Source organism: Methylophilus medardicus, assembly GCF_006363955.1.
Classification (GTDB): domain Bacteria; phylum Pseudomonadota; class Gammaproteobacteria; order Burkholderiales; family Methylophilaceae; genus Methylophilus; species Methylophilus medardensis.
Window position 1 is genome coordinate 852,894 of record NZ_CP040948.1, and the last position, 14,237, is coordinate 867,130.

The following is a 14,237-nucleotide window of genomic DNA, read 5'->3' on the forward strand; positions in this document are numbered from 1 at the left end:
AATGGAGTGAATAAATGTTGCATGTTCGCCCTTCAAATACGCGTGGTTATGCCCATCATGGTTGGTTAGAAAGCTTTCATAGCTTTTCATTTGCCGGTTATTACGATCCTGCACACATGGGGTATTCGGTGTTGCGTGTGATCAATGACGATAAGGTGGCGCCGGGCACCGGCTTTGGTATGCATGGGCATCAGGACATGGAAATCATTACCTACATGCTGGCTGGAGAGCTGCGGCATACCGATAGCATGGGTCACAGTGAAGTGATCCGTGCGGGGGATGTGCAGCGGATGACAGCAGGTACAGGGGTTCGTCATAGCGAAATGAATGCTTCTACGCAAACCACCGCTCATTTGTTGCAAATTTGGGTCACGCCGGACACTCTCGGTTTGGCGCCTGCCTATGAGGATAAAACCATCCCGCTGGCAGACAAACAAAATCAGTGGGCGTTAATCGCGGCACCAGTGGCCCCGCATGTTGCCGCCTCAGATGCGCAGTACGGGTCATTAAAAGTACATCAAGACCTGTCACTCTATGCCACAGTGTTAAGCCCCGCGAGGTCATTACCTGTCGAGGTCAAAGCACATCGTTGTGCGTATTTGCATGTTGCCCGTGGTGCGGTGATGATCGGAGATCAAACGCTGCAAGCCGGGGATGCGTTACAAGTGGAGGCCGCGCAGCGCTTCACTATGCAAGCAGTCGCTGAGAGTGAAGTGTTGTGGTTTGATTTGCCACGCACCTCTGAATAGTATTTTCCCATTGTCGATAAGGAGTTAAAAAATGACACAGGTTTCAATTGTTTATCATAGCGGTTATGGCCACACGGCCGAACAAGCAAAAGCCGTGGCACGTGGTGCGCAAAAAGTGGCTGATGTCACCGTGCATTTGCTGACGGTGGACGAGGCGCAGCTGCAGTGGGATGTGCTCAAAGCCAGTGATGCTATTATTTTTGGTAGTCCGACCTATATGGGTTCAGCTTCTGCGCAATTCAAAGCGTTTATGGATGCCAGCTCCAAGGCTTGGTTTACGCGTGACTGGCAAGACAAAATTGCCGCTGGCTTTACCACCTCTGCGAGTCAAAGTGGTGATAAGTTAAATACCTTGACGCAACTGTCGGTGTTTGCCGCGCAACATGGCATGATTTGGGTGAGCTTAGGCTTGCTGCCGGGGAACAATCACAGTCAAGGCTCGGTCAATGACTTGAACCGTTTGGGTGGATTTTTGGGCGCCATGGCGCAAGCCAACTCAGATCAAGGTCCAGACTTAGGGCCTATTCAAAGCGATTTGCTGACAGCAGAACATCTCGGTCAACGCGTGGCAACTTTGACGCAACGATTTTCTAAAGCTGCATAACGCAGCGAATCAACATAAATAGGAGAACAACAATGAAAAAAGTCATGTTTGCACTAAGTCTATTCGCGGCAACCCAAGCTTGGGCGGCAACAGAGTCCTATAACATTGATGCAACACACAGTTTTGCTAACTTCAGTATCCGTCACGTGGTGTCAAAAACAACAGGCACCTTCAATGATGTGACAGGTGTGGTGACCTTAGATCCCACCAATCTCAATACCGCCAATGTGCGTGCAGCCATTAATGTCAGCAGCGTGAACACCGGCTTCGGTAAACGTGATGAGCATATCAAGGCAGACAAATATCTAGATGTAGCCAAATATACGCAGATTTTGTTTGAAAGCACCAAGTTCACTGCCAGCAGTCAGACGCAGGCGGTCATGCAAGGTAAATTAACCATGCATGGGGTGACTAAGCAAGTGGAGATTCCAGTCAAAGTGCTCGGCTATGGCGCGGATCCGTGGGGTGGCCAGCGTGCGGGGTTTGAGGGGCATTTAACGATCAAGGCCTCGGACTATGGGTTTGGTTGGGCCACCGGCGCAGGGGCACCCGTGGGTGATGAAATTGAAATTACGCTCTTGATTGAGGGCGTCAAAGCAAAATAATGACGAACAACGCCGCACGGTTGCGCGCGATGTTCAAATCAATATCGCTTTAAACACAAGGAGTAAATGATGGCTTTGGATTTATTTTCCCCAGTAAGTTTGGGGAGTATTGCACTACAAAACCGCGTGGTGATGGCACCGTTAACCCGTAATCGCGCCGGTGAAGGCGGGGTACCGCAAGCAATGAACGTGACTTATTACGAGCAGCGCGCGACTGCAGGTCTGATCATCACAGAAGCTACGCCAATTTCACCGATGGCGCATGGCTATCCGGCACTGCCCGGGATTTACACCGATGCACAGGTGGCCGGTTGGAAAAAAGTGACGGATGCAGTCCACGCAAAGGGTGGCAAAATCGTGATTCAGTTGTGGCATGTGGGTCGTATTTCTCATCCCAGTCTGCTGCCTAATCAGGCGACGCCAGTGGCGCCATCTTCATTGAAGCCGGCCGGCAAGGCGTTTACCTATCAAGGTTTGCAAGACTACGTGCAACCGCGCGCACTAGACGCAGCAGAGTTACCTGCCATCGTGCAAGATTATGTGCATGCCACCCGTAATGCCATGGCTGCTGGTTTCGATGGGGTAGAAGTGCATGCCGCAAATGGTTACCTGTTGGACCAATTCTTACGTGACGGAAGCAATCACCGTCAGGATCAGTATGGTGGATCTATTGAAAATCGCAGTCGTTTCTTACATGAAGTTGTGCAGGCCGTGGTCGATACCATTGGCGCTGACAAAGTGGGCGTGCGTTTGTCGCCAGTGAATCCATTCAATGATATGCATGATAGTCAAGCGCAGCAGACGTTTAATGCGGTTACGGAATCTCTGTGCAAATATGGTTTAGCCTATTTGCATGTGGTTGAAGGGGGGATACATGGCGGTGGCAAAGCCGAACCTTTCGATTTCTCGGCGATGCGCAAGCTTTTTAATCAAAGCTACATTGCCAACTTGAGCTATGACAAGGCACGCGGCAATGCAGCGATTGCTAGTGGTCACGCCGATGCCGTGGCTTATGGTGTGCCATTTATTGCCAATCCTGATTTGGTGGCGCGACTTGCCAGCGATGCGCCATTAAACGCCGCAGATTCAAAATCCTTCTACGGTGGCACTGAACGTGGCTATACAGATTATCCATTCTTAACCGCTTAAATGCATCACGGACGCGCGGCAATTATTTATAAATTGTCGCGCGTCCTCCCAAGAAGCTTGCTGCGCACGGTGGTCGAGCGTAAAATTCGCGCAACGCGAATTCAACCGAACTAACGCTCCGCACATTGTGAGTCAACTGCTGCATGCTCCCTTCTGATTTCTCCCCTTCTATTCCGCATAAACTGGTCGTTGCCAATTGGAAAATGCATGGCAACCTTGCCCGCAATCAAGTTTTAATAAAAGAATATTTGCAAGCACTGAACCCTTTGGCGCAAACCAAGGTCGTAGTGTGCGTGCCTTATCCGTACTTAGCGCAGATACAGATCTTGCTTGCGAATACGGGAGTGGCCTGGGGAGCGCAGAATCTAGCTAAATTTGAGCAGGGTGCGCATACCGGTGAAGTCAGTGCCGAAATGTTGAAAGACTTCGGTGCGCAATATGTGATTATCGGCCATTCAGAGCGCAGTACCGCGTACTGCGAGTCTGATGAAAATATTGCCGAAAAATTTATGATGGCCAAGCGACATGGCTTGACCCCTATCTTGTGTGTGGGAGAAACGTTGCTTGAGCGTGAGGCTGGGGTGATGACCCGCGTAGTGGGTAAGCAGCTTGAAACGATCATACGATTGTTTGGTGCTGGTGCTTTTGCGGAGTCGATTGTGTCGTATGAGCCGATCTGGGCTATTGGGACTGGTTTGGCAGCCTCGGCTGAGCAAGCGGTGGCGATGCATCAGTTCATACGTGACACGGTGGCAGCGGCCGATAGTGCGGCTGCTAGCACGTTAAAAATCCTCTACGGGGGCAGCGTAAACCCACAAAATGCGGTACAATTATTAAATCAGAAGGAAATAGACGGCGCGCTGGTCGGTCGTTGCTCACTAGATGCAGAGCAATTTATAAAAATATGTCAGGCCGTTCCTGAAAACAGCGTTATCTAGATAGCGAAAATGCCAAAAGCTTGATCGTTATTTAATCAATGGACTAAAGAAATATGGAAAATGTTATTCTCGTCATTCATGTGTTGGCAGCAGCTGCCGTGATTGGCTTGGTCTTATTACAGCATGGCAAGGGCGCCGACATGGGTGCCGCTTTTGGAAGTGGCGCATCTGGCAGTTTGTTCGGTGTATCCGGCTCCTCCAACTTGCTCAGCAAGCTGACATCAATTTTTATTACAGTGTTTTTTGCAACTAGCTTGACGCTGGCATTTTTGTCCAGTCACAAAGCGAGTTCTGGCAGCGTGGTTAAGTCTGCGTTGACACAACAGGCTCCAGCCAAAGGTGAGGCAGCGCAAGCCGTCAAACCTGTTGAAAATGCACCCAAAGATATTCCTAACTAAGTTTAAGCCGTCGTGGTGGAATTGGTAGACACGCTATCTTGAGGGGGTAGTGACGAAAGTTGTGCGAGTTCGAGTCTCGCCGACGGCACCAGTCCAGTGTTGTTTTAACGACGTGGCTGGATGGGAATTGGTTATTTGGGAGTATTTTTGATGTGCTGCGGGTTGGGTGCATTGAAATCACTTGTTAACATGATCGATTAAGGCAGCTCAGTGTTAGAAAACTATTTCCCAATTCTGATGTTTATCCTGGTCGGCCTGGGCGTAGGCTTAGGGCCGTTGATAGCAGGTAAAATTCTCTCTCCGCACAAACCTGATGCGGAAAAAAACTCTCCCTATGAGTGCGGCTTCGAAGCTTTTGAAGATGCGCGTATGAAGTTCGATGTGCGCTACTACCTAGTCGCCATTCTATTTATTCTGTTTGATCTCGAAATTGCGTTTCTTTTTCCATGGGCGGTCGTCATCCAAGACATTGGGTCTGCTGGCTTTTGGGCGATGATGGTCTTTTTGTTTGTGTTGGTGGTCGGCTTCATCTTTGAATGGATGAAGGGCGCCCTTGAATGGGATTAATGCAAAATGAGCATTGAAGGCGTATTAGAAAAAGGGTTTGTCACTACCACGCTAGACACGGTGATTAATTACACACGCACCGGTTCTTTGTGGCCGATGACGTTTGGTCTTGCCTGTTGTGCGGTAGAGATGATGCATGCCGGAGCCTCACGTTATGACCTTGACCGATTTGGTATCGTGTTTCGTCCGAGTCCGCGGCAGTCTGATGTGATGATTGTTGCCGGTACCTTAGTCAATAAAATGGCCCCGGCGTTGCGCAAGGTTTATGACCAAATGGCGGAGCCACGTTGGGTGATCTCGATGGGAAGCTGTGCCAACGGCGGTGGTTATTATCATTATTCTTACGCGGTGGTCCGTGGCTGCGATCGAATTGTGCCAGTCGATGTCTATGTGCCTGGGTGCCCGCCAACAGCAGAAGCCTTGCTTTACGGCATCATCCAGTTACAAAAGAAAATCAGGCGCACTAATACAATCGCTAGAACTTGATTTTCGTCCACTATCACGAACACTTAAGCCCAAGAAATTAAACTATGTCCGCAAAACTCGAACATTTGTCCGCACAGCTCAAATTGGCTTTGGGCGACGGTGTGGTCAAGCTGGAGCAAGCATTAGGCGAACTCACTGTTGAGGTGCACGTCAAGCATTTATTAGCCGTCACTGAGCGACTAAAAACGCATGCTGAGCTCCAATTTGAGCAATTAATTGACTTGTGTGGTGTGGATTATTCCGAGCATGGCGATGGCCGCTGGGAAGGTCAGCGCTACGCTGTGGTATTGCATTTGCTCTCAGTGAGTTTAAATCAGCGCGTGCGTATTCGTGCTTTTGCTGCTGAGGACGATTTTCCAGTATTTCCGACGTTGGTCGATATCTGGCCAGTGGCAAACTGGTTTGAGCGTGAGGCGTTTGATCTCTACGGCATCATGTTTAAAAACCATCCTGATTTGCGTCGTTTACTGACTGACTACGGCTTTGTTGGTCATCCTTTCCGTAAAGATTTCCCCATGATTGGTAATGTTGAAATGCGTTATGACCCGGTGCAGCAGCGCGTGATTTATCAACCAGTGTCGGTTGAGCTTCGCAATAATGTGCCACGCGTGATTCGTGATGAAGGTGCACACCATGGCTGAAATTAAAAACTACACCATGAACTTTGGCCCGCAGCACCCTGCGGCCCACGGTGTTCTGCGATTGGTGCTTGAGCTGGACGGCGAAGTGATTCAGCGCGCAGACCCGCACATTGGTTTGCTGCATCGCGGCACTGAAAAGCTCGCAGAAAATCGCACCTATCTGCAAAGCGTGCCTTACATGGATAGGCTTGATTACGTCTCTATGATGGCGAACGAGCATGCTTATGTGATGGCCATCGAGAAAATGCTCGGTATCGCTGTGCCAGAGCGCGCGCAATACATTCGCGTGATGTTTGATGAAATCACGCGTATTCTCAATCACCTGCTGTGGTTGGGTGCCCATGCGCTTGATGTGGGCGCTATGACGGTATTTTTGTATGCGTTCCGTGAACGCGAAGACCTCTTTGATGTGTATGAAGCGGTTTCTGGTGCTCGTATGCATGCGGCCTATTACCGTCCTGGCGGCGTGTATCGCGACCTCCCGGAAAATATGCCGCAGCACGAAACTACCAAGTTCCGCAGCGCAGATGAAATCAAAAAACTCAATGAAAATCGTCAGGGCTCCATGCTCGATTTTATTGAAGATTTTACCAATCGCTTCCCCACCTACGTTGATGAGTACGAAACACTCCTGACCGATAACCGCATTTGGAAGCAGCGTACCGTCGGCATCGGAGTCGTCACACCTGAGCGTGCATTGGCGCTGGGCCTGACTGGCGCAATGTTACGGGGATCCGGTATCGCTTGGGATCTACGTAAAAAACAGCCTTACGAAGTGTACGATCGCATGGATTTTGACATTCCTATTGGTGTTAACGGCGACTGTTACGACCGCTATCTGGTGCGTGTAGAAGAAATGCGTCAATCCAACCGTATCATCAAGCAATGTATCGATTGGCTACGTAAAAATCCCGGACCAGTGATTACTGACGATAACAAAATTGCGCCGCCTAACCGCGAAGGCATGAAAACCAATATGGAAGACTTGATTCACCACTTCAAGTTATTCACAGAAGGGTTTCACGTGCCAGCAGGCGAGGCTTACGCTGCGGTAGAGCATCCCAAAGGTGAATTTGGTATCTATATGATTTCTGATGGTGCCAATAAACCATATCGTCTGAAAATTCGTGCGCCAGGCTTTCCTCATTTAGCCGCGCTAGACGAAATGACACGCGGGCACATGATTGCCGACCTGGTGGCCATTATTGGTACGCAAGACATTGTGTTCGGCGAAATCGACAGATAAGCGGAACGAAGCGAAAGCACAGATCGAAAAGACAAGGTATAAGCATGCTGAGTGCAGAATCTATTGAAAAGATTGAATACGAACTGGCCAAGTATCCCAAAGACAAGCGTCAAGCAGCCGTGATGTCGGCATTGCGGATTGTTCAGATGGAACGTGGTTGGTTGTCCAAAGAGAGTATTTCCGAAGTCGCGAATTATTTGCGTATTCCTGAGATCGCTGCCCTTGAGGTGGCGAGTTTCTACAATATGTATGATTTACAACCGGTCGGTGAGTATAAGCTCACGATCTGTACCAACATCTCGTGTATGCTGCGCGGCTCAGACGAGATCGTCGAACACTTGCAGCATAAGCTGGGGGTTGGATTTAATGAAGTGACGCCCGATGGCAAGTTTTGTTTGAAAGAGGGCGAATGCATGGGGTGTTGTGGCGGGGCGCCTTTGCTGCATGTAAACAACGCCGTGATGCACGAATTTCTAACCACTGAAAAAGTGGATGCCCTGATTAACGAATTAAGCAAAGCTTAAGGAACCACCCATGGCAAACATTTTAAACGCCCAAACACAACATCCACCCGTCATTAAAACTGACTTGGCGGGGCAGACCTTGGTCACGCTGCGCACCCTGACTGAAGAGAATCCAGCCTCCTTAGCCACCTATGAAAAATTGGGTGGATATGCGCAACTCAAACGTCTGGTGGCCGAAAAAGTCAAAGCGCCAGACATTATTAGCCAAGTCAAAGTCTCTAATTTACGCGGTCGTGGTGGTGCTGGTTTCCCGACCGGCCTCAAATGGAGTTTTATGCCACGTTATTACGATGGCACCAAATATCTCGTTTGCAACACCGATGAAGGCGAGCCAGGCACCTTTAAAGACCGCGACATTATCCGTTATAACCCGCATCAGTTGATCGAAGGTATGGCCATCGCTGCATATACTTTGGGTGCGCGCGTGGGCTACAACTATATTCACGGTGAAATCTGGCAAGATTACGAAATATTTGAAACCGCATTAGCTGAGGCGCGTGCAGCCGGTTATTTGGGTGAAAATCTATTTGGTTCTACATTTAGTTTTGATTTACACGCAGTGCATGGCTACGGCGCATACATTTGCGGCGAAGAAACAGCCTTGATTGAATCTATTGAAGGTAAAAAAGGCCAGCCGCGCTTCAAGCCCCCGTTCCCAGCCAGTTATGGCGTGTTTGGCAAACCAACCAATGTTAACAACACTGAGAGTTATGCCTCTATCCCATGGATCATGCAGCATGGTGGTCAAGCATTTGCCGATCTAGGCGTCCCCAACTCTGGCGGAAGCAAGCTTTTTTCGGTGTCTGGCCATGTTGAAAAACCCGGCAACTACGAAATCAAAATGGGCATGCCTTTCAAGGATCTCCTTGAGATGGCTGGCGGTATCTGGAAAGGTCGCAAGCTTAAGGCAGTGATCCCAGGTGGACCTTCAACCGCGGTGATGCCTGCCAGTGCGATTGAAAACGCCACCATGGACTATGATGGCCTGAGTAAAGCGGGCTCCAGCCTTGGCGCAGGTTCGATGATTGTGATGGATGAAACGACTTGCATGGTCAAAACGCTCAAACGCTTGAGTTATTTCTTTTATGAAGAGAGCTGTGGCCAGTGTACGCCTTGCCGCGAAGGCACTGGTTGGGTATATCGCATCATAGAACGCATAGTCGACGGCAAAGGCAAGATGGAAGACCTCGACCTGCTGACAGATCTGAGCAACAACATTTCGGGTCGCACCATATGTGCCCTCGGTGATGCAGCTGCGACGCCTGTGTTAAGTTTTATCAAGCACTTCCGCCCAGAATTTGAATATTACATCCAGCATGGCAAGTCCATGGTCGATGGTAAATAAACGCTATCAAGCTTAACGGTAATCACATGCTAAACATCGAAATTGACGGCAAACCACTAGAAGTTGAACACGGCAGCACCATTATTGATGCGGCGGACGCGGCTGGCATTGCGATCCCGCGGTTTTGTTATCACAAAAAATTGTCGGTGGCTGCGAACTGCCGTATGTGTTTGGTGCAGGTAGAAAAGTTTAATAAGCCGTTGCCGGCTTGCGCCACGCCTGTTGCTGATGGCATGAAGATCTATACACGCAGCAAGTCAGCGGTTGAAGCACAGCAAAGCGTGATGGAGTTTCTACTAATCAATCACCCGTTGGATTGCCCAATTTGTGACCAAGGTGGCGAGTGTGATCTGCAAGATATTGCCGTCGCCTATGGTGCGTCAGGCTCACGTTATACTGAAGAGAAGCGGGTAGTATTCAATAAAAATATTGGTCCCTTAGTCAGCACCGATATGACGCGTTGTATTCAGTGTACGCGCTGCGTTCGTTTCTTAAAAGAAGTGGGCGGCATGCAAGAATTGGGCCTAGTGAACCGCGGTGAGCACGCCGAAATCACGGCTTATGTAGACCAATCAGTCAACTCAGAGCTTAGCGGTAACATCATCGATTTATGCCCGGTCGGCGCGCTAACCAGCAAGCCATTCCGTTACTCTGCCCGTAGTTGGGAATTAGTTCGCAGGCCGTCGATTGCAGCGCATGATGGGTTGGGTTCACACATTGAAGTGCACGTTAAAGATCACAAAGTCATGCGGGTTTTGCCGCGTGAAAAAGAGTCGATTAACGAATGTTGGTTGTCAGACCGTGACCGTTTTTCTTATGAAGGCCTAAATAGCCCTGATCGCCTCAAGGTGCCGATGATTAAGCACAACGGTCAATGGCAAGAAACCGACTGGAAAACCGCACTGGAGTTTGCAGCCGGTCAGCTCAAAGATATTACTAAGGAACACGGTGGTGATGCTTTAGGGGTGCTGGTCTCACCGAACAGCACCATGGAAGAAGGCTATCTGATTAAACAGTTGGCGGACGGATTAGGCTGTGGCAACGTAGATTACCGTTTGCGCCAAACAGATTTCCGTTTAGATGGTAAACGTACTGGCACCCCTTGGATGGGTTGCAATATTCAAGAGATCGAAGAGCTTGATCGTATCTTGCTGATTGGCTCTAACCTGCGCAACGAGCACCCGTTATTGGCACAACGCATTCGTAAAGCCGTCTCGAATGGGGCTGAGTTATGCATCGTCAGCCCGCTAGATAACGATCCTTTGATGGACATTGCACATAAAGTCATTGTGCGGCCGAATGACATGGTGAATGTATTGGGCCAGATCCTGAAAGCGATGTCTGGCTTGCAAAAATTGTCCTTGTGCTTGCCACCAGCGTTAAACACGCTGTTAGAAGAAATCAAAGTACGTCCGAACACGCAGAAGATTGCCGAGTGTTTGGCCGGGATCAGTGAAGAGCTAATTTTGATTGCGCCAAAAGTGGGCATTTTCTTGGGCAACATGGCGCTGAGTGATCCTCGCTTTACCGAGATGTACAGCATGGCTGAAGCCATTGGTGGCATCACCGGTGCAAAAGGCGGTATTTTGCCTCCTGCAGCCAATAGTACGGGCATGCACCTGATGGGGGTGATGCCAACCGCGACCGGCATGCATGCAAGAGCAATGATAGAAGTGCCTCGTAAGGCTTATTTGTTACTCAATATTGAGCCCGAGTTGGATTGCCAGCATGCGGCGCTGGCCAGCGAGGCGATGGCCAAAGCAGAGTGCGTGATTGCTTTAACCGCTTACAAGTCTTCAGCACTCGATAATGCAGACATTTTGCTACCGATTGCTCCTTTTACGGAAACCTCAGGCACGTTTATGAGTATGGAAGGGCGCGTGCAAAGCTTTCAAGCAGTGACGCGTCCGTTAGGTGAAGCGCGACCGGCTTGGAAAGTATTGCGCGTGTTGGCAAACACTTTAGGGCTGCCAGGTTTCGATTTTAACAGCTCAGAAGAAGTCAAAAATGCGATCTTCAATCATGAGAAGCCCTCAGCAGTGGTTTGGCGTAGCCTGAATAACAACTTGAAAGAGTTAGTAGAGATTCAAGTAAATATTAAAAAAGAAGGCTTACAGCGGATTGGTGAAGTGCCGCAGTATGAGTTTGATCCAATCGTCAGACGTTCGGCGCCGCTGCAAAAAACCAAATACAATGTGCGGCCGATGGCACGGATGCGGGCGGAGCAACTGGTAGAGCTTGGCTTGACCGACGGTGACATCGTCGTCGCGCATCAAGACAAAGGCAGTGCCGTGTTAAAAGTACGTGTGGATAATCATGTTGCCAAAGGCTGCGTACGCGTGGCGGCAGCGCATCCGCTCACCGCCAGCCTGGGTGATCTCATGGGAGATATCACGATTGAAAAAGCATCGCCCGATCAAATAGCAATTTACGAAAAACAACTGACCGAGATGGCATAACATGCAATTCTTTGCTGAATTTTTTGGCTCTTACTGGACAGACGTGCAATTGGTCGTCTGGACATTAATTAAAATCGTGGCCATTGTGTTGCCGTTGATGATTGCTGTGGCTTATCTCACTTACGCTGAGCGCAAAGTTATCGGCTACATGCAGGTACGTATCGGACCTAACCGTGTCGGTCCGGCTGGCTTATTGCAACCATTAGCTGATGGTTTGAAGTTGCTGTTTAAAGAAATTATCCTGCCGACAGCCTCAAACAAAGCGCTATTTTTTCTTGGGCCTGTGTTGGCGATTGCGCCGGCTTTTGCCGCTTGGGCAGTGGTCCCGTTTGATGCCACGATGGTGCTAGCAAATGTCGATGCTGGCCTGTTATACATACTCGCGATGACTTCTGTAGCGGTTTATGGGGTGATTATTGCGGGTTGGGCGTCGAACTCCAAATACGCATTTTTGGGCGCATTACGTTCAGCAGCACAAATTGTTTCATATGAAATTGCGATGGGCTTTACCTTGGTGGGCGTGCTCATGTGTGCCAATTCTCTTAACCTAGGCAATATTGTCATGGGTCAGGAGGGCGGTTTCTGGCATTGGTATTTCTTACCGTTGTTTCCCTTATTTGTCGTGTATTTCATCAGTGCAGTGGCAGAAACCAACCGTGCACCGTTTGACGTTGCCGAAGGGGAGTCCGAAATCGTTGCTGGTTTCCATGTGGAATATTCAGGCATGGCCTTCGCCGTGTTCTTCTTAGCTGAATATGCCAACATGATGTTGGTCTCCATGCTTGCGGCATTGATGTTCCTTGGCGGTTGGTTATCTCCAGTGCCATTCTTGCCAGACAGCATTTTGTGGCTGTTGGCAAAAGTCGCATTCCTGTTGTTCCTGTTTTTGTGGTTCCGCGCGACTTTCCCACGTTATCGTTACGACCAGATCATGCGTCTGGGTTGGAAAGTGTTTATCCCCATCACGCTGATCTGGATTGTCGTGGTTGGCGCGATGATGCAAACGCAATGGGCTTATTTGTTCCATTAATAGTTAAGCCGAGCTCACCGCTCATGCACAGACAAGGATGTTGGAAACCTGACCATGTTGAACGCGATTAAAAGTACATTAGGCAGTTTGATGTTGTGGGAAATGCTGAAAGGCATGGCCCTGACTGGACGCTATTTCTTTGCCAAGAAAATTACCATTCAGTATCCCGAAGAGCGTACGCCGCAATCGAACCGTTTTCGCGGTTTACACGCATTGCGTCGTTATCCGAATGGCGAAGAGCGCTGTATTGCTTGCAAACTCTGTGAAGCCGTTTGTCCAGCGATGGCCATTACGATTGAGTCAGACCAACGCGATGATGGCACGCGTCGCACCACCCGTTACGATATCGATCTGACGAAATGCATTTTCTGTGGTTTCTGTGAAGAGTCTTGTCCGGTAGACAGCATTGTTGAAACGCGTATTTTTGATTATCACGGTGAGCAGCGCGGTGACCTGCTCTATACCAAAGAAATGCTATTAGAGGTCGGCGACAAGTACGAGGCTCAAATTGCACAAGACCGCGCACAAGACAAAGTATATCGATAAGCGCAGACAGGATAATCATGGTATTTACTGATATTGTTTTTTATGTGCTGTCAGCGATTTTGCTGTTTTCAGGCATCCGCGTGATTACAACACGCAACCCGGTGCATGCAGCGCTGTTTCTTGTACTTGCTTTTTTTACAGCAGCAGGCATTTGGCTGTTGCTTGAAGCAGAGTTTTTGGCCATTGCCTTAATTCTGGTTTACGTCGGCGCAGTGATGGTGTTGTTCTTGTTTGTTGTGATGATGCTAGATATTAATTTGGATAAGTTACGCGAAGGCTTCTGGGAATATTTACCCATGGCTGGCTTCATCGGTGTATTGATGGTGGTTGAGATGACCATGGTGCTGGCAGACAAAAATTTGCGCCCAAGTGCGGCGGTCGAATTACCCGCTAATTACAGTAACACTGCCGCTTTGGGCAAAGTGCTTTACACCGACTATTTACTGCCATTTGAGCTGGCAGCGGTGGTCTTGTTGGTGGCCATGATTGCAGCGATTGTGCTGACTTTGCGTGAGCGTAAGGACAACAAATCCATGAATCCGGCTGACCAAGTCAAAGTAAAGCGCAGCGACCGGATCCGTATTGTGTCGATGCCTGCCGTTGTAGAAGCGCCGGCACCGTCGGCAGAGGAGAAAAAATAATCATGGTCGGATTGTCTCATTACCTGATTTTAGGCGCGCTGATGTTTGCAATTAGCGTGATTGGTATTTTTCTCAACCGTAAAAACGTCATTATTTTGCTGATGGCGATTGAATTGATGTTGTTAGCCGTCAATCTCAATTTCATTGCCTTTTCACATTATTTAAACGATATTGCCGGCCAAGTCTTTGTATTTTTTATCCTAACGGTGGCAGCGGCTGAGTCTGCGATCGGTTTGGCGATTTTAGTGGTGTTGTTCCGCAATTTGCGCACCATCAATGTCGATGATTTGGATCAGTTAAAAGGTTAAG

Annotated in this window: 17 protein-coding genes and 1 tRNA gene; all 18 read left to right on the forward strand. The window is 49.2% G+C overall.

Going from position 1 to position 14,237, the window contains the following annotated elements; translation table 11 throughout:
* Nucleotides 1-14 precede the first annotated feature (14 nt).
* Nucleotides 15-749, forward strand: coding sequence for a pirin family protein (locus FIT99_RS04205; RefSeq protein WP_140003148.1), 735 nt, complete (start codon nucleotides 15-17; stop codon nucleotides 747-749).
* A 31-nt stretch (nucleotides 750-780) separates the two neighbouring features.
* The gene (locus FIT99_RS04210; protein ID WP_140003149.1) at nucleotides 781-1,353 is read left to right on the forward strand and encodes a flavodoxin family protein; all 573 of its coding nucleotides are present in this window, start codon (nucleotides 781-783) and stop codon (nucleotides 1,351-1,353) included.
* A gap of 32 nt (nucleotides 1,354-1,385) precedes the next feature.
* On the forward strand, nucleotides 1,386-1,958 hold the full coding sequence (locus FIT99_RS04215) for a YceI family protein (protein ID WP_140003150.1): 573 nt from the start codon (nucleotides 1,386-1,388) through the stop codon (nucleotides 1,956-1,958).
* A gap of 69 nt (nucleotides 1,959-2,027) precedes the next feature.
* On the forward strand, nucleotides 2,028-3,107 hold the full coding sequence (locus FIT99_RS04220) for an alkene reductase (RefSeq protein ID WP_140003151.1): 1,080 nt from the start codon (nucleotides 2,028-2,030) through the stop codon (nucleotides 3,105-3,107).
* A gap of 143 nt (nucleotides 3,108-3,250) precedes the next feature.
* Nucleotides 3,251-4,045: a triose-phosphate isomerase gene (gene tpiA / locus FIT99_RS04225; RefSeq protein ID WP_140003152.1), complete on the forward strand. Its 795-nt coding sequence runs from the start codon at nucleotides 3,251-3,253 to the stop codon at nucleotides 4,043-4,045.
* A 53-nt stretch (nucleotides 4,046-4,098) separates the two neighbouring features.
* Nucleotides 4,099-4,443, forward strand: coding sequence for a preprotein translocase subunit SecG (gene secG / locus FIT99_RS04230; protein ID WP_140003153.1), 345 nt, complete (start codon nucleotides 4,099-4,101; stop codon nucleotides 4,441-4,443).
* 6 nt (nucleotides 4,444-4,449) lie between these two features.
* Nucleotides 4,450-4,534: transfer RNA gene (locus tag FIT99_RS04235), tRNA-Leu, on the forward strand.
* Between the two features lie 119 nt (nucleotides 4,535-4,653).
* Nucleotides 4,654-5,010, forward strand: coding sequence for an NADH-quinone oxidoreductase subunit A (locus FIT99_RS04240; RefSeq protein WP_449560159.1), 357 nt, complete (start codon nucleotides 4,654-4,656; stop codon nucleotides 5,008-5,010).
* A gap of 6 nt (nucleotides 5,011-5,016) precedes the next feature.
* Nucleotides 5,017-5,496, forward strand: coding sequence for a NuoB/complex I 20 kDa subunit family protein (locus FIT99_RS04245; protein ID WP_019881812.1), 480 nt, complete (start codon nucleotides 5,017-5,019; stop codon nucleotides 5,494-5,496).
* Nucleotides 5,497-5,540: 44 nt separating this feature from the next.
* Nucleotides 5,541-6,137, forward strand: a complete 597-nt coding sequence (locus FIT99_RS04250; protein WP_140003154.1) for an NADH-quinone oxidoreductase subunit C — start codon at nucleotides 5,541-5,543, stop codon at nucleotides 6,135-6,137.
* Nucleotides 6,130-7,383, forward strand: a complete 1,254-nt coding sequence (locus FIT99_RS04255) for an NADH-quinone oxidoreductase subunit D (RefSeq protein ID WP_140003155.1) — start codon at nucleotides 6,130-6,132, stop codon at nucleotides 7,381-7,383. The genes FIT99_RS04250 and FIT99_RS04255 overlap by 8 nt, the downstream gene beginning before the upstream one ends.
* A 44-nt stretch (nucleotides 7,384-7,427) precedes the next feature.
* A complete protein-coding gene (gene nuoE / locus FIT99_RS04260; RefSeq protein ID WP_140003156.1) occupies nucleotides 7,428-7,907 on the forward strand; it encodes an NADH-quinone oxidoreductase subunit NuoE in 480 nt (159 codons plus the stop codon).
* 10 nt (nucleotides 7,908-7,917) lie between these two features.
* Complete coding sequence (gene nuoF / locus FIT99_RS04265; protein WP_140003157.1) at nucleotides 7,918-9,252, forward strand: NADH-quinone oxidoreductase subunit NuoF; 1,335 nt, start codon at nucleotides 7,918-7,920, stop codon at nucleotides 9,250-9,252.
* A 26-nt stretch (nucleotides 9,253-9,278) separates the two neighbouring features.
* Nucleotides 9,279-11,711, forward strand: a complete 2,433-nt coding sequence (nuoG, locus tag FIT99_RS04270; RefSeq protein WP_140003158.1) for an NADH-quinone oxidoreductase subunit NuoG — start codon at nucleotides 9,279-9,281, stop codon at nucleotides 11,709-11,711.
* A gap of 1 nt (nucleotide 11,712) precedes the next feature.
* On the forward strand, nucleotides 11,713-12,741 hold the full coding sequence (gene nuoH / locus FIT99_RS04275) for an NADH-quinone oxidoreductase subunit NuoH (RefSeq protein WP_140003159.1): 1,029 nt from the start codon (nucleotides 11,713-11,715) through the stop codon (nucleotides 12,739-12,741).
* Between the two features lie 54 nt (nucleotides 12,742-12,795).
* On the forward strand, nucleotides 12,796-13,287 hold the full coding sequence (nuoI, locus tag FIT99_RS04280) for an NADH-quinone oxidoreductase subunit NuoI (RefSeq protein WP_140003160.1): 492 nt from the start codon (nucleotides 12,796-12,798) through the stop codon (nucleotides 13,285-13,287).
* 17 nt (nucleotides 13,288-13,304) lie between these two features.
* The gene (locus FIT99_RS04285) at nucleotides 13,305-13,928 is read left to right on the forward strand and encodes an NADH-quinone oxidoreductase subunit J (protein WP_140003161.1); all 624 of its coding nucleotides are present in this window, start codon (nucleotides 13,305-13,307) and stop codon (nucleotides 13,926-13,928) included.
* A 2-nt stretch (nucleotides 13,929-13,930) separates the two neighbouring features.
* Nucleotides 13,931-14,236: an NADH-quinone oxidoreductase subunit NuoK gene (gene nuoK, locus FIT99_RS04290; protein ID WP_019881823.1), complete on the forward strand. Its 306-nt coding sequence runs from the start codon at nucleotides 13,931-13,933 to the stop codon at nucleotides 14,234-14,236.
* The last annotated feature ends 1 nt before the right edge of the window (nucleotide 14,237 follow it).

What these genes read in the sequence shown, in the direction of transcription:
- nuoF (WP_140003157.1), top strand. Translation starts at nt 7,918, where the DNA reads ATGGCAAACATTTTAAACGCCCAAACACAACATCCACCCGTCATTAAA.
- FIT99_RS04255 (WP_140003155.1), top strand. Translation starts at nt 6,130, where the DNA reads ATGGCTGAAATTAAAAACTACACCATGAACTTTGGCCCGCAGCACCCT.
- secG (WP_140003153.1), top strand. Translation starts at nt 4,099, where the DNA reads ATGGAAAATGTTATTCTCGTCATTCATGTGTTGGCAGCAGCTGCCGTG.
- FIT99_RS04245 (WP_019881812.1), top strand. Translation starts at nt 5,017, where the DNA reads ATGAGCATTGAAGGCGTATTAGAAAAAGGGTTTGTCACTACCACGCTA.
- nuoE (WP_140003156.1), top strand. Translation starts at nt 7,428, where the DNA reads ATGCTGAGTGCAGAATCTATTGAAAAGATTGAATACGAACTGGCCAAG.
- nuoI (WP_140003160.1), top strand. Translation starts at nt 12,796, where the DNA reads ATGTTGAACGCGATTAAAAGTACATTAGGCAGTTTGATGTTGTGGGAA.
- FIT99_RS04215 (WP_140003150.1), top strand. Translation starts at nt 1,386, where the DNA reads ATGAAAAAAGTCATGTTTGCACTAAGTCTATTCGCGGCAACCCAAGCT.
- FIT99_RS04285 (WP_140003161.1), top strand. Translation starts at nt 13,305, where the DNA reads ATGGTATTTACTGATATTGTTTTTTATGTGCTGTCAGCGATTTTGCTG.
- tpiA (WP_140003152.1), top strand. Translation starts at nt 3,251, where the DNA reads ATGCTCCCTTCTGATTTCTCCCCTTCTATTCCGCATAAACTGGTCGTT.
- nuoK (WP_019881823.1), top strand. Translation starts at nt 13,931, where the DNA reads ATGGTCGGATTGTCTCATTACCTGATTTTAGGCGCGCTGATGTTTGCA.
- nuoG (WP_140003158.1), top strand. Translation starts at nt 9,279, where the DNA reads ATGCTAAACATCGAAATTGACGGCAAACCACTAGAAGTTGAACACGGC.
- FIT99_RS04210 (WP_140003149.1), top strand. Translation starts at nt 781, where the DNA reads ATGACACAGGTTTCAATTGTTTATCATAGCGGTTATGGCCACACGGCC.
- FIT99_RS04205 (WP_140003148.1), top strand. Translation starts at nt 15, where the DNA reads ATGTTGCATGTTCGCCCTTCAAATACGCGTGGTTATGCCCATCATGGT.
- FIT99_RS04250 (WP_140003154.1), top strand. Translation starts at nt 5,541, where the DNA reads ATGTCCGCAAAACTCGAACATTTGTCCGCACAGCTCAAATTGGCTTTG.
- FIT99_RS04220 (WP_140003151.1), top strand. Translation starts at nt 2,028, where the DNA reads ATGGCTTTGGATTTATTTTCCCCAGTAAGTTTGGGGAGTATTGCACTA.
- nuoH (WP_140003159.1), top strand. Translation starts at nt 11,713, where the DNA reads ATGCAATTCTTTGCTGAATTTTTTGGCTCTTACTGGACAGACGTGCAA.